The organism is Ligilactobacillus hayakitensis DSM 18933 = JCM 14209 (assembly GCF_000615845.1).
GTDB classification, from domain to species: Bacteria; Bacillota; Bacilli; order Lactobacillales; family Lactobacillaceae; genus Ligilactobacillus; species Ligilactobacillus hayakitensis.
Genome location: NZ_BAML01000004.1, coordinates 1 through 13,953, shown reverse-complemented (window position 1 = coordinate 13,953; position 13,953 = coordinate 1). Strand labels below are relative to the sequence as shown.

The window sequence follows — 13,953 nt, the reverse complement described above, 5'->3', positions numbered from 1 at the left end:
TATATCTAAATTTGATCATTGAAATTCTTAAGTGAGGGACTAAGAATGTAATTTACTTTTGATAATTCTTCAATGTTCCTACAACCTAGCATTAACATAATGCGGCGGATTTGATCCTTCAAATCTTCAATAAATGAAATTAGACCATCTTCACCATCTTTAATCAAGATATGTAAGAATAATCCAGAAATACCAACATTTTTAGCGCCTAATATAAGACATTTAACAATATCAAGGGCAGTTGTTATTCCACCAGAAGCGGTTAATTCAATCTCTGAAGAATATTTTTTTGCAGCAAGTAAACTTTGGGCAGTGGTAAGGCCAATATTTTCTAAATAAGAAAAATCCTTTTTTAAGCGGCGTTGATTTTCAATTGCTACAAAATTCGTTCCGCCTTTACCAGATAAATCAATATATTGAACGCCTAAATTTTCTAATTTCTTAATTGTATTTGGTGTAAGTCCTTGACCAACGCCTTTCACTAAAATAGGAAAGTCAGCTTTTTTAATTATGTCTTCGATATTGCGACTCCAATTAAAATCAACATCACCTTCAGGCATTGTTAATTCTTGAGCAACATTCAAATGGAGTTCCATTGCGTTGGCTTGAATCATTGATTTTGCTTTTTGGAAATTTTCAAATGGATGACTAGCACCTAAATTACCTAATAAAAATAAATCAGGATGAGTAGTCCGAATTTTTTCAAAGCCGTCAGCAAATTCTGCGTTCTTGATTGCGATACTTTGTGAACCAGTTGCCATGGGGATGTTTGTTTTGGTAGCCACATTGGCAAGTTTAATATTAATTTTATTAGTTTGATCACTACCACCAGTCATTGCGTTAATAAAAAAAGGAGCTGGGATTTTTTTACCTACAAATGAAGTTGAAATATCAATATCATTTAAAGATAATTCAGGTAAGTTATCAAAAATTAGTTGAATCTCTTCTAGTTGATTAGAAGAAGGGGAGTATAACTTTTCTGCGATAAAAAAATGTTCATCCTTACGTTTTTGTTGAATATTCATACCAATTCACCTTTATTTTTCAATGTATACTCTAAAATTTAATGGGGTAATCCCAATTTCTTCCCATTTTTGGTAAAGTTCTTTATAATTATTTGATTTAGAAATGATTCCAATTCCACAATCACCGCCGCCAGCACCAGAAGTTTTAGCCATCCCGTCAAATAAAATAACAGATTCAATTAATTTCGTTAATAACGGAGTTTCAATTTCAACATTACTTGCAAGAGATAACTCTTTAAGTATTACTCTATTATTTTCAAGTGCATTTTTGATGCCACAATAATCATTGTGGTTAATTGAGGAAATTAAGTTATTAACGGTTAATGAACTATTTTTAACAAAATCACTATATTCTTTAGGATTAGTTTGTTGATAATCCTTAATTTTAGATACTAGTTTAGAAGTAGAAGCGGGAGAGCCAGTCCATCCAATCACAAGTTCTAAATCATCAGGAAAATCAAGTTGTTGGACTTCGAGTAATGGCCATGTTGCATTTAATAAATCAGTTAAGGTATGATTAGTTTTAAATTCATTGAGCCAATTCCAATCAAATCTTTTGTAGGAAATCCACCCAGTAAAAGCGCTAGCAGCAATATCTCCTAAAGAACCGTTTCCTTGTACATTATAATGTGCAAGGGCTGCAAGTTTAAAAATATCTAACGGCTTTAAGTTTAGTTGATACAATTCTTGTAAAGCTTTAATTGTAGCTACAGTAACGGCTGCAGAAGATCCTAAACCATATTTTTTTCCTTCAGTATTATCAAGATCGCTATCAAAATGAAGGGAAAATAATTTTAATGGGATTTTTTTTTCGATAACTAATTTTTCAACAATATTAATAGCTTCAATAATAAAATTAAAAGCTTCAATTTTATCACTATAAATCAACTTTCCAGAATTATCATGGAAGAAAGTTAAAGATTTATCTTTGTATTGATTAGAAGAAATAGTACCAACTGAATTGTTTTCTTCAATTTCAGCATATACGAAACGATTTAAAGCTACGATTACCGAGGGAATACCAGGGTTAACAACGGCATATTCTCCGGCAATATATAATTTTCCAGGTGCTTTTACTTTAATCAAGTTTAAACCTTCTTTCATTAATCTAAGAATTGGATTCCTTTTCCAGGTTTAGATTCCAATAACTCAATTTCTGGGAATTTTAATTTTAAAGCTTTTTGGATAACTTCAGAGTTTTTTCCTTCACAAATAATTTTTACATTTGGACCGGCATCCATAGTATAATATGCTTCAATGCCATCTTGACGTAATTGTTCGATAGCTTGCATAATTTCAATACTTTGAGGCTCAAAATAACTAAAATGAGGATGCGCTGTTAAATTGAGGGCATGCATTTTCATCGCATTTTCTTCAGAAATTTCGCCAAATGTTGTAAAGTTTTTGTCAAGAATTGCTTTTTTTATTAAGGGGATACTATTGTTGGCATTTTTAACCCATTCTCCATAAAAAGGAGAAGTATTTACTACCGTTTGCATCCCACTTCTAGAAGTTATTTTTTTTGGTTTTGAATTAACAACTGCAGCAATCATGCGGATATCCCATTCTACGTTTTCTTGGAAAGGCTTGGCATATGAATTTAAATCATTATCTCCACCAATCCATTCTGTAAAACCGCCATAAATTGAACGTGTCGCTGAACCTGATCCACGGCGAGCAAGGCGCGAAAGGTCTTTTCTAGAAAGATCTAATCCAAATGCCTTGCTACTTGCAGCAGCTAGTGCCGCATATGCGGAAGCTGATGAAGCCAATCCAGCTGTTGTAGGAACGTGATTTATTGATTCCACTTTAACAAATCCATTTTTTCCAGATAATTGTCGGACATAATCTAAAAAATTAAAAACGTTTTGTGATTCGATTTCTTCACCATTCAAGCTAAAGCTATCTTTTTTTAAATTTTCATCATATGTAACTTTAGTATCTGTATAAAAATGATCTAAAGTTAAAGAAAAAGAATTATTCATCGGGATAATAATATCTGTATTCTTCTTTCCCCAATATTTAATGAGTGCAATATTAGTATGAGCACGAGCTTTTACAATCTTCAATCTTATAATTCCTCCTTGAATAGGGGTTCAATCCAATTTTCGGTAACTCCATTTGCTTGCAAGATATTAGCAAGTTCATTTGCTTCATCGCGAGTTTTAACAAGACTAATGAAACACCCACCACGACCACCGCCTGTTAATTTACTACCAAGGGAACCATTTTCTTCCGCAATAGCGATGAGGTTATCTAATTTAGAAATGCTAACGCCTAATTTTTTTAAATTAACGTGGGCTTTTTTAAAGGTTTTGCCTAAACCAACCAAATTATTAGTTGCTAGTTGATCTTTAGCTGTAAAGGTGAGGTTTCCTAAATTATTTAGTAATTCATTAGTTTGAGTGGGATTGTTTTTTAAATTTTCTTGAACAATTTTAATTGCTTCACTAGTTTGTCCAGCTAAACCACTGTCGCTAATCAATAAATATCCATACATATTAACTGGAATATCAGTCGTTTCAACATCGCGAATCATCCAAATCGGATTTTCGCTTGAACTAGTTGCCGCATCTAATCCACTTGGATTTTTATGGGTGATTTTTTCAGCGATATTAGCTAATTTTAAAAGTTTTGCTTTAGTTAAGGGCTTATTTACGAAGTTATGGAATGCGCGAATAATCGAAATCGATATTGCTGCTGATGAACCCATTCCTCGCTCAGCAGGTAAATTGCTCTTTAGTTTAATTTTGATGCCAGAGGAAATATTCAAGTTTTCGACTAAATAAGTAATTAGATTCTTAATTCCTAACATTTGTTTAGGACTACTTGATAAATTTCCAGTGAAATAATTACTTTCTAATAAAATATCTTGATTAGGTAGAGAAGAAATAACGGTATTGGCAGTTATAGTTTTAAGCGGTAATGCAATAGCCGGCTTTCCATATACAACGGAATGTTCACCAAGTAGGATAATTTTGGCATAACTTGTTCCATTTCCAATCTGTTGTAATTCCACAGGTATGTCTCCTCTCAAAAATAATATATTTATAAATCTTTTTTTAGTTCAAATATTTCTAATTCATTTATAAATAAAAATCTTTTTGTAAGTTTTTATAAGTTTACTTCAAAAGACTTAACCATATTATTATACGCATTTAGCTAAAGAATTGCAGTAGTTTCTACAACATTTTTTTAAATCGTAATGTTTTCAATACGATAATTGCTATGTTGATGATGACAATGTTTTTTACTTCAATGGCGATGAAATAACACGAGAAGATATTGATGTTTTCATCCTTAAACATTCATCAATTGTTCGTGATTATGAAAAGTACCGTAATTACTACAAATCAAAACATACTGAAATCTTAAACGCTAAACCTAAGCCTGATTACAAGCCGGACAATCGTTTAGTAATCAATCATGCTAAGAAAATTGTGGATACTTATTCCGGTTTTGCAGTTGGAAAACCAATTCAAATTAGCTTAACAGAAGACTTAGCGAACACATCACTAGCTGAATTTAATCGTTCACGAAATATGGATACGGTGATTTCTCGTGTCTGGAAAGAAAGCTCTATCTTTGGTAGGGCTTATTTTTATGTCTACGGTGACAATGGAGAGATTAGAGTAACTAATACATCTCCACTAAATACGTTTGTTATCTATGATGATACGGTGGCTCATAAGCCATTGTATGCTGTTCGTTACTCTACTGTTGGTATGGGCTTGCAAAAACGAATTACATTGTATAGTGACAAGTTTATCTATGAGATTTCAGAAAAAAATGCTGGAATGGGTCAAAAGAAAGCTAATCCGTTTGACTTAATTCCAATCGTTGAAGTGGTAGAAAACGATGAACGCTTAGGGTTGATTGAAAATGTGATTACTTTAATTGATGAAGTAGATAAAGCAATTAGTGAGAAATCAAATGATGTTGCTTACTTTGCTGATGCTTATTTAAAAGTATTGGGTGCATTATTAACTGATGAACAGTTAAAAAATCTACGAGACAAACGAGTTATTAACATGAAGTCTGCCGAAACAGAAGATGATACTCCTGAAAGTTTGGAAGTTGATTTCTTGAGCAAACCTAATGCTGATGGAACGCAAGAAAACTTATTAAACCGTGTGATTGATAACATTTATCAAATGTCGATGATTGTTAACTTAAATGACAAGGACTTTGGTAATTCAACTGGAGTTGCTTTAGAAATGAAGTATAAACCAATGCTTAGCTTAGCAACCTTAAAATCACGGTTATTTTCAGAGTCATTAAAGCGAATGTATCAAGTTGTTTTTGCCTCAAATCTGATTAAAAACGTTGGCGAAAAAGCATGGAAAGACTTAGATATTTCATTCCAATACGACTTACCGCACGACGTGCTATCAGAAGTACAGACTGCTCAAGCATTAGCTAGTTTAGGGGTATCAACGGAAACATGGTTGAAAGTTATTTCGGTTGTTAATGATCCTAAGCAAGAAGAAGACAAGATGTTGAACGAACAAAAACAACAATTCAAAAATAACTTAGAAATGATTGCTAGTGGCAACATTAAACCGGACGGTGAAGTAAATGACAACGGTCCAAGACGAGAAGAATAGAATTGCTTACCTTTTGCAAAGGGATAAAATCACAGATAAAGAAATTCAAAAAGCGTATGATGACGGCTTGTATAAATTAAAAGCAGTTATCAATAGCGCTTTTTCTTTATATTCAACTGACGGAGTACTTGTTCCAACTAATCTAAACCGTAAAGTTACTAAGAAAGATATGTTGTTGTTAAAAGAACAATTCGATAAGTTACCAAGCGATTTAGAGTTACCGGAACAAAGTCGGGTAGATTATTATCTTGCGATGAGTCAGACTTCTGTTTCTAAGTTAATCTCAGCAACGCTAGGAATAGCCTTAATTGGAATTACAATGAAGTTAGGTAAAATCCTAAGGAAGAACAATAAAACGGCTGTACTTGAAGAATATCGCTATCAGACAGAACGATTAGATTTAACTCCAAAGCAAGCAAAGAAAGTCAGGGACAAGAAAAAAGAAATCACTAAAGATGATTATGTATTTAGCGATGAAAAAGCAAAAGAATATGTTCCTTGGCTTGATAGATTATGGTTAAATCATGATCAAACGTTAAACCGTATTGACAATAGTATTAATGAAATGCTGAAACAAGGTATGAGATCCCAAGATATAGCTGAAAAAATGTTCCCTGAGAACGCAGAAAGTATGCGGAAGGATAATATACCTAAAGCTATTAGAGAAGCTTCAAACAACGTTAAAAGGCTCGCTAGAACAGAAGCTGCAAGACGAGAAGATGAAATGGCAGAAGCAACATTCCAAGCTACAGGAGTAAAACAAATAAAGTTTGTTAACGAACCTGGAGCATGTAAAAAGTGCATCCCACTTCAAGGAGGTTATCCACTAGATGAGTCTCCAAGAATTCCTAAGGACACACACCCTAATTGTCGTTGTCGGAGAGTTCCGCTAAAGCTTGAAGATGAAACTAAGCCTAAAATTAACATGGATAGTGCTACTAAAGATGTTACATTGATTAAACAAAGATTAGACTGGTATCTTGAAGATTTTAAAAAGGAAACAGATATTGATGTTATGGAAACTATTAAAAACGGAAAATTTGGAGATGAATCAAATCCATACGACGATATTAAAGCTAAATTCATCAAATACTTGTTAGAACAAAAAGGATATACTCAATTACCTAAGCAAGTGAAAGAATATAGTGGAACTACGGTTTATCGTGGTATTCGTCCAAGTTCAGATGGGAAAGTAAGACCTGAAGATATAGATAGACACCTGAAAAAAGGTGACATGCATATTTCCGGAGCGTTGACTTCTGCCAACGGAAGAGGAATATACGTTACTGAGTTCAAACTGCAAGCTGATTTTTATTCTACAAAAGGTAAAGTTAAAGATGGAAAGGTGTTTGAATATGGCATTAGTGAAAACGCAAATGCTATAGATATAAATGAAGCTAACATGATATTATATAAAACTAATCTCACTCAATATGGCACAAAATATGATATTAACGTAGATATTATTGCAATAGTTTCTGGGAATGATATAATCAAAAATGGAGCTACGCTAAACATCTTGAATAGGGGGGCTATTGAATGGAAGAAAGAAACAAAAACAAAAAGTACAGAATAAGTAGCGTTGATTATGAGGGGGCTTTATTGTCTAGACATGTTATCAAAGGTAGTTATACATTTTGGGAACTTGAATCTATTAGGACTTTCATGACTGATTGGTACTGCTGTGATTTTGATAAAACTGATGCATATGATTATGTAGATGACATCGAAGAATTAGTGCCACCTGAATTAACGGACTCAGATAGAAAAAGACTCATTGAATATCTCAATAAATATATTGAAAAGATGAATTAAATATGTCAAGTTATGAAGTAGTAGCCACTAAAATCTTAAAATACTTAAATGACTGCTACGAAACAGGCCAAGTTCCTAGGATTAAATCTCTGAATGCTAAGTCATTACGAATTACAGTCAAGCAGTATGATGACACTTTGAAGATGTTATCTGAAGATAGCTTTATAGCTGGTATAGAGTTTTTTGATGGAGTATCCCCTAAATACAGTTCAGTAAATGATCCAAGTAATTGCAGATAACTCGATTAGGAATTGAGTATTTTAAAGAAAATAGTTTAATTACAAAAACATATAAACAACTAAAGGAAATCAAAGATTGGTTGCCTTTAACCTAGCACTTACGGTTGTAGGTGCTTTTCTTTTTGGAGGAGAATGAATGTTAGAAGAAACATTAAATAAACTAAAAACGAAGTACCCAGAAGTTGATTATCGGGTACTTCGTTTTAGTAATACTGACTTGAACTTTACGATGTCCATGTTTAAGAATAAAGTATCAGTATTAATTAATGGAGTGTGGTACAAGGGAGTATCATATACTGAATTAACTCACTCTTGGGTAAATGACGAAGCTATTTTAACTCTGATTGTTGATATAGAAACATTTAGAACTTCATCAACAATAGCAAGACAGTTAATTAGTCAATATGAAATCGATATCCCCAATCCAACTCCCCTCCCTTCAATGGAATATTAATATTATACCAAGCGTTAATCAAAACGATTAGCGCTTTTTTTATGTCCAAAACATGCTGATGACTCTAAAAGCTGCAAGGAATTAATCAGTCATACAAGACTTAAAAAAGGAGGTATCCGTCATGGATCAAGAAAATCAAACTGTCGAAACAAACGAACAAGATGTTGTTGAAACTCAAGGGAAAGAACAAGAACAACCACGTACTTTTACTCAAGAAGAAGTAGATGAAATTGTGAGTTTACGCTTGGAACGTCAAAAACAATCATTGAGAAAAGACTTACGGGCTGAATTGCAAAGCGAATTTAAGCAAGAACAATCAGAAGCTCGTAAGTTAAACCGAATGAATGAAGAACAACGTCGAGAATACGAGTACAAGAAAAAAGATGAGGAACTACAAACCCTAAGAGCTCAGGTTAACCGAAACGAAATGGAACACACTGCAACAAACATTCTTAACTTAAAAGGTATTGCGGTTAACACTGACATTTTAGATTTTGTAGTTGCTGATACTGCTGAACAAGCACAAGCAAACATTGATAAGTTTGTTGATTTAGTAGATACAACGGCTCGTGCAAATCGCAGAAAAGAATTTACTGACCCAGTACCTAAAGACGGAAACAAAGCTGGTAAAGAGATTGGTGTTGATGAATTCAATAAGATGTCTTACCAACAAAGTGTAGAGTAAGTTTAATTATTAGAATTACGTAATTCACATTTTACTATCATTGAAAGTTCCGTTATTATTAAAAGTATCAATATAAAGGTATTGTAGGTGAAATTTATGTCACAAAACAAGATTTTTGCTGTTGTTGATCTAGAAACTACAGGAACTTCTGTTGAAAATTCTGATAGAATAATTCAATTTAGTTGTGATTTTGTGAAAAATGATAAAGTTGTTAATCATTTTTCTACATACATTAACCCTGGTGTTCCAATTTCAAAAGAAGTCCAAGAATTAACAGGAATTAAGAATAAAGACGTTAAAAATGCCCCTTACTTTGACGAGGTTGCGGGGATGATTTATGCGATGTTACAAAATACAATTTTTGTAGCTCACAATGTTGGCTTTGATTATAATTTTTTATGCAGTGAACTTGAACGAGTGGGGTATCCAGAAATTGATTTGTTGAGTATTGATACTGTCCAATTAAGTCAAATAATCTTTCCTGATTTATTTTCTTATAGGTTAAGTGATATCAGTGAAAGTTTAGGAATTAGAAATGATAATCCACATCAAGCTGATAATGACACTGCAGTTACTGCTCAGCTATTAATAAAATTAAAAGAAAAAGCAATGAATTTTCCGTTGTTAACTTTGCAACATTTATCAAAGATGGGTAAAAATCTTACTGCTGATACAGGGTTATTTTTTGAAGAGATTTATAAACTAAAAAGTAAAGAAGAAGAAAAATTAGCTTCGAATTTAATGACGATAGATAATCTAGTAATTCAACGACCAATATTTAATACGTCAAAAATCCAACCACAAGAATTCCCTACACAAAGGGATGAAAAAAATTTAATTTTTGATGGGAAAATAACACTTCGTAATGAACAAGTTAAATTTATGGATGATATCTATAAGCAGTTAAATGATAATTTTTCGAATGTTACAGTCTTTGATGCACCGACTGGTCTTGGAAAAACATTAGGTACTTACTTCCAGCAGCATATGCATCAACTAGCGATGCTAGGGCTGTAATAAGTACAGCAACAACTACACTGCAAGATCAAATGATGAATTCAGATATAAAATTATTGCAGTCGGTATTACCATTTGATTTAAATATTTTAAATGTTAAGGGAAGCCATCACTATATTGATTTAGAAAAATTTAATCGGACATTGTATTTACCACAAAGTAAAGGTAGTAATTTACTGCAAATGAGAATTTTAGTTTGGCTTCTTCAAACTAAAACAGGTGATTTAGAAGAGTTAAACATTATTGAAAAAAATAATGCATTTTTAATGGATGTTAGACATTTAGGTTTAGGTAGTATTGATAAAAGTAGTAAGTTTAGCTCAGTTGATTTTGTTAAGCGTCAGCAACTATTTTTAGAAAATTCAAATCTAATTATCACCAATCATGCTTATTTACTAAGTCACGTTCAAGATTTTGCAAATGAAAAAACAAGTTTAATCATTGATGAAGCGCATCACTTAGGAGATAATTTAATTCAAAATAATAAGGATACGATTGATTTTGATGATATAAAGATTTTATCAGATACAATTTTAGTTAAGATGCAGTCGCATATTAATACTTCGTTTAGAAATTTAGTTGATATTCAATTCTTGTCAGAATATGAATACTTTAAACTACTTGAACCAATTCAAAAAATTGATCACACAATTGAAGATATTCGAGAAATATTCATGAAATATTTACCGGCAGATAAGGGGTTCATCAATCAAGCTCTCCCAATGAATAAATTAAGGGGAATTATAAAAGGGAACTTGGCTTTATTTAAAGAAATCAGTTTAAGTATTACTGAGTATCAAGAGTTAAATAAAGTGGTTCTAAAGCGTTTCATCGAATTTGTGAAAGAACAAAGATTAACTAATGATGAGGTTCATTTATTAAATGAATATCAAAAATTAACAACACTTCTATTCAAACAATTAAAAACGTGGTCAAAATTAGATTTAGCTAACTTGGAAGAAACTTCCGTTAAAAATTTAATTTGGTTAACTTATGCAAATGAAAACACATCCCATTTGAAGTTGAATTTTAGTATCTTTGATGGAAGAGGATTTTTAACTGAACGGCTATATAATCATTTTAAAAATGTAAGTTTGATTGGAGCTAACTTAGGAAAAAATGTCGTGAAGAATTATACGTTTAGATTTTTAGATTTGAATGAAGATACGCCAGTCATGAAATATCAGCCAATTTTTTCATATAATGATCAATCTAAAACATTCGTAATTGAAGACATACCTAATTTCACTAAATTAACACAAGCACAAGCAGCAGATATTATTACTGATAATTTAGTGAAGATATTAAATACAACTGATAAAAAAACAATGGTATTGTTTAATTCATTAGAGATGATAGATCAAGTATATTCGCGCTTAATTCATAAATTTAGAGGTAAACGTGAAATATTGGCGCAAGGTAATTCGGGCAGTAATGAAAGAATTAAAAAGCGCTTTTTAATGCCAAAATTATATTCACCTGTATTACTGGGAGCTGGGACATTTTGGGAAGGTATCGATTTACCTAAAGACAATTTAGAAATGTTAGTTATTGTGCGACTTCCATTTTCATCACCCACAACTCTTTTCAATCAGGTAAGAAATCAACAATTAAAAGCCGAAAATAAGAATTTCTTCACTGAATATTCACTTCCAGAAGCAATATTTAAACTGCAACAAGGTTGGGGAAGATTATTAAGAACAAAAGAAGATCGCGGTGTTTGTATAATTTTAGATTCCCGTTTGATTTCTAAGAGTTATGGCAAAGAATTTGAACGGGCATTTCCTAGAAAAGTTAAGATACACAGGATTAAATCTGATGACATTAGTCGTGAAATAAATAACTTTTTTAATAAATGAAATTTGGTATAATATTAGACGTAGTTGAATTATCTATTGGAAGGAGAAATTGTTGTAATGAGAAGGGCAAATAATTCCCATAGAAAAAGTAGATTCTACCTTCTAAGTATAGTTTTGATAATTTTTTTATTAGGTTTTTTAGGAATTGCTAAGGCGAAAAGTTCGATAAGTTCAGCTCGGAATACAGCATATACATTGGCTAAGAATTATGGCCATCTTACAGAGACAAATGAGTTTTACTTGTATAATCGAGGTAAAGTATTTTATGGTGTAGAAGGATTAGATGCTAAAAATAAAGAGGTATATGCAATTATTTCTGAAAATGGCAAAAAAATCTCAATTTACTCAAAAAATAAAGTTATCGACCAATTAAAGGCTCGACAATTAGTTCAACAAGAAAGAAATCCTAAAAAAATTACAAAACTCGCGTTAGGGATGTATCATAACAAACCAGTTTGGGAAGTAACATATTATAATCAAAATAATAAGTTATGTTACGATCTTCTTTCTTTAAAGGATGGACATGTCATGCAGTCAATCCAAAATATCTAATTAGGCAAAATATTAAAAATTAATTCAAATAACGACATTAATTATTGATGACATGTTTGGCTAGTTAGTTTATAATAGTAATCAGTTTGTGGCATCTCGTTGAATGAAAAACATATGCTACAATTGTATTTACATACTTGAATATCTAAGGGTAAATTTTTCGTATTTAAGTGAAATAAATATATAAAAATAAGATGGAGGTTATTAAACTGATGGAAACTATTAGTATTATTGAAGCTAAAAACCACGTTGATGAAAAAGTTAAAATTGGTGTTTGGCTTACTAATAAACGATCAAGTGGGAAAATTGCTTTCTTACAATTACGTGACGGTTCTGCATATTTTCAAGGGGTAGTTGTTAAAAATTCAGTTAGTGAAGAAGTTTTTAAATTAGCTAAAGAATTAAAGCAAGAATCAAGCATGTATGTCACTGGTGTTATTCATGAAGATTCTCGTTCTCACTTTGGTTATGAAATCGAAATTGAAGATATTGAACTTGTAGGACAAAGTGATGAATATCCTATCACACCAAAAGAACACGGAACAGACTTCTTAATGGATCACCGTCATTTATGGTTACGTTCAAAACGTCAATTTGCAATTATGCAAATCAGAAACGAAATGATTCGTGCTACATATGAATTCTTCAACAAAGAAGGTTTTATTAAGATTGATGCTCCTATTTTAACTGGTAGTGCACCAGAAGGAACAACAGAATTATTCCATACAGAATATTTTGATCGTGATGCTTACTTATCACAATCAGGACAATTATACGAAGAAGCAGCTGCAATGGCTTATGGAAAGGTATTTTCATTTGGACCAACATTCCGTGCTGAAAAATCAAAGACTCGTCGTCATTTGATTGAATTTTGGATGATTGAACCTGAAATGGCATTTATGCACCAAGAAGAAAGTTTGGAAATTCAAGAACGCTACGTGGCATTCCTTGTACAAAGCGTGATTGACAACTGTGAATATGCATTAAACATTTTAGAACGTGATATTGATGTATTAAAACAATACACTCAAACACCATATCCACGTATTTCTTACGATGAAGCAATTGAAATGCTTCAAAAATCAGGTAAATTCCCAGATGTAAAATGGGGCGATGATTTTGGTTCTCCAGAAGAAACTTTCTTAGCAGAACAATTTAATAAACCTGTATTTGTTTTGAATTATCCTAAAGCTATTAAGCCATTCTACATGAAACCACATCCAACTCGTGATGATGTTGTTGTCTGTGCTGATATGCTTGCTCCAGAAGGTTATGGAGAAATTATCGGTGGTTCAGAACGTGCCGTTGATCCAGAATACTTAGCTGAAAAAATTAAAGAAGCTGGGTTAGATATGGAAAATTATGAATGGTACTTAGATTTACGTCGTTACGGTAGTGTACCACATTCTGGTTTTGGTTTAGGCTTAGAACGTGCAGTAACTTGGATTACAGGTGAAGATCATATTCGTGAAGCAATTCCATTCCCAAGATTATTAAACCGTATTTATCCATAAAAATAAAAAAGACTGCGAGACTCTTAGTCTAAGCAGTCTTTTTTATTAAAATTTACGAGGAGAGGTAAAGTTTATGCAAGATATATTTGACTCGTATGTAAACGCAGGGCAAACTGTTATTTCAAATGTTATGTTTCAAAATTATCATAAATTAGGGATGACGGATGAAGAATTTATTATATATAT

The 13,953-nt window shown here is 32.1% G+C and carries 15 protein-coding genes; 11 read left to right on the top strand and 4 right to left on the bottom strand.

The window, feature by feature from the left end; translation table 11 throughout:
- Positions 1 to 5: 5 nt before the first annotated feature.
- Genes fni through mvk form a run of 4 tightly spaced genes read right to left on the bottom strand, consistent with a single transcriptional unit; the run spans position 6 to position 4,044 of the window.
- On the bottom strand, positions 6 to 1,025 hold the full coding sequence (fni, locus tag JCM14209_RS01730; protein ID WP_025021913.1) for a type 2 isopentenyl-diphosphate Delta-isomerase: 1,020 nt from the start codon (positions 1,023 to 1,025) through the stop codon (positions 6 to 8).
- Positions 1,026 to 1,037: 12 nt separating this feature from the next.
- Entirely contained in the window at positions 1,038 to 2,111 is a 1,074-nt protein-coding gene (locus tag JCM14209_RS01725; RefSeq protein ID WP_025021912.1) for a phosphomevalonate kinase, read from the bottom strand.
- Positions 2,112 to 2,128: 17 nt separating this feature from the next.
- Complete coding sequence (gene mvaD, locus JCM14209_RS01720) at positions 2,129 to 3,100, bottom strand: diphosphomevalonate decarboxylase (protein ID WP_025021911.1); 972 nt, start codon at positions 3,098 to 3,100, stop codon at positions 2,129 to 2,131.
- The gene (gene mvk, locus JCM14209_RS01715; RefSeq protein WP_025021910.1) at positions 3,097 to 4,044 is read right to left on the bottom strand and encodes a mevalonate kinase; all 948 of its coding nucleotides are present in this window, start codon (positions 4,042 to 4,044) and stop codon (positions 3,097 to 3,099) included. The genes mvaD and mvk overlap by 4 nt, the downstream gene beginning before the upstream one ends.
- A 250-nt stretch (positions 4,045 to 4,294) precedes the next feature.
- Here mvk and JCM14209_RS08780 point away from each other — a divergent pair, with 250 nt between their 5' ends.
- The 11 genes from JCM14209_RS08780 (at position 4,295) to asnS (ending at position 13,767) form a co-directional block, all read left to right on the top strand.
- Positions 4,295 to 5,632: a phage portal protein gene (locus tag JCM14209_RS08780; protein ID WP_051523343.1), complete on the top strand. Its 1,338-nt coding sequence runs from the start codon at positions 4,295 to 4,297 to the stop codon at positions 5,630 to 5,632.
- Complete coding sequence (locus tag JCM14209_RS01705) at positions 5,604 to 7,208, top strand: hypothetical protein (protein ID WP_025021908.1); 1,605 nt, start codon at positions 5,604 to 5,606, stop codon at positions 7,206 to 7,208. Before JCM14209_RS08780 ends, JCM14209_RS01705 begins: the two co-directional genes overlap by 29 nt.
- Positions 7,172 to 7,447 carry a hypothetical protein gene (locus tag JCM14209_RS10185; protein WP_025021907.1) on the top strand — a complete coding sequence of 92 codons (276 nt, stop codon included), beginning with the start codon at positions 7,172 to 7,174 and terminating at the stop codon, positions 7,445 to 7,447. Before JCM14209_RS01705 ends, JCM14209_RS10185 begins: the two co-directional genes overlap by 37 nt.
- A gap of 2 nt (positions 7,448 to 7,449) precedes the next feature.
- Positions 7,450 to 7,686 carry a YjcQ family protein gene (locus tag JCM14209_RS01695; protein ID WP_025021906.1) on the top strand — a complete coding sequence of 79 codons (237 nt, stop codon included), beginning with the start codon at positions 7,450 to 7,452 and terminating at the stop codon, positions 7,684 to 7,686.
- The gene (locus tag JCM14209_RS10465; protein WP_263640343.1) at positions 7,677 to 7,781 is read left to right on the top strand and encodes a YjcQ family protein; all 105 of its coding nucleotides are present in this window, start codon (positions 7,677 to 7,679) and stop codon (positions 7,779 to 7,781) included. Before JCM14209_RS01695 ends, JCM14209_RS10465 begins: the two co-directional genes overlap by 10 nt.
- 41 nt (positions 7,782 to 7,822) lie before the next feature.
- The gene (locus JCM14209_RS01690) at positions 7,823 to 8,140 is read left to right on the top strand and encodes a hypothetical protein (RefSeq protein ID WP_025021905.1); all 318 of its coding nucleotides are present in this window, start codon (positions 7,823 to 7,825) and stop codon (positions 8,138 to 8,140) included.
- Positions 8,141 to 8,261: 121 nt separating this feature from the next.
- The gene (locus tag JCM14209_RS01685) at positions 8,262 to 8,825 is read left to right on the top strand and encodes a DUF4355 domain-containing protein (protein WP_025021904.1); all 564 of its coding nucleotides are present in this window, start codon (positions 8,262 to 8,264) and stop codon (positions 8,823 to 8,825) included.
- Between the two features lie 96 nt (positions 8,826 to 8,921).
- Positions 8,922 to 9,842 (top strand): exonuclease domain-containing protein, encoded by a 921-nt coding sequence (locus tag JCM14209_RS10215; protein ID WP_051523340.1) that lies wholly within the window; start codon positions 8,922 to 8,924, stop codon positions 9,840 to 9,842.
- Between the two features lie 32 nt (positions 9,843 to 9,874).
- Positions 9,875 to 11,701, top strand: coding sequence for an ATP-dependent DNA helicase (locus JCM14209_RS08770; protein WP_225349672.1), 1,827 nt, complete (start codon positions 9,875 to 9,877; stop codon positions 11,699 to 11,701).
- 195 nt (positions 11,702 to 11,896) lie between these two features.
- On the top strand, positions 11,897 to 12,253 hold the full coding sequence (locus tag JCM14209_RS01675; RefSeq protein ID WP_155830647.1) for a cell wall elongation regulator TseB-like domain-containing protein: 357 nt from the start codon (positions 11,897 to 11,899) through the stop codon (positions 12,251 to 12,253).
- Positions 12,254 to 12,465: 212 nt separating this feature from the next.
- Positions 12,466 to 13,767, top strand: coding sequence for an asparagine--tRNA ligase (gene asnS, locus JCM14209_RS01670; protein ID WP_025021902.1), 1,302 nt, complete (start codon positions 12,466 to 12,468; stop codon positions 13,765 to 13,767).
- Positions 13,768 to 13,953 lie beyond the last annotated feature (186 nt).

What these genes read in the sequence shown, in the direction of transcription:
- JCM14209_RS01705 (WP_025021908.1), top strand. Translation starts at nt 5,604, where the DNA reads ATGACAACGGTCCAAGACGAGAAGAATAGAATTGCTTACCTTTTGCAA.
- JCM14209_RS08770 (WP_225349672.1), top strand. Translation starts at nt 9,875, where the DNA reads ATGATGAATTCAGATATAAAATTATTGCAGTCGGTATTACCATTTGAT.
- fni (WP_025021913.1), bottom strand. Translation starts at nt 1,025, where the DNA reads ATGAATATTCAACAAAAACGTAAGGATGAACATTTTTTTATCGCAGAA.
- asnS (WP_025021902.1), top strand. Translation starts at nt 12,466, where the DNA reads ATGGAAACTATTAGTATTATTGAAGCTAAAAACCACGTTGATGAAAAA.
- JCM14209_RS10215 (WP_051523340.1), top strand. Translation starts at nt 8,922, where the DNA reads ATGTCACAAAACAAGATTTTTGCTGTTGTTGATCTAGAAACTACAGGA.
- JCM14209_RS01690 (WP_025021905.1), top strand. Translation starts at nt 7,823, where the DNA reads ATGTTAGAAGAAACATTAAATAAACTAAAAACGAAGTACCCAGAAGTT.
- JCM14209_RS10185 (WP_025021907.1), top strand. Translation starts at nt 7,172, where the DNA reads ATGGAAGAAAGAAACAAAAACAAAAAGTACAGAATAAGTAGCGTTGAT.
- JCM14209_RS01695 (WP_025021906.1), top strand. Translation starts at nt 7,450, where the DNA reads ATGTCAAGTTATGAAGTAGTAGCCACTAAAATCTTAAAATACTTAAAT.
- JCM14209_RS01685 (WP_025021904.1), top strand. Translation starts at nt 8,262, where the DNA reads ATGGATCAAGAAAATCAAACTGTCGAAACAAACGAACAAGATGTTGTT.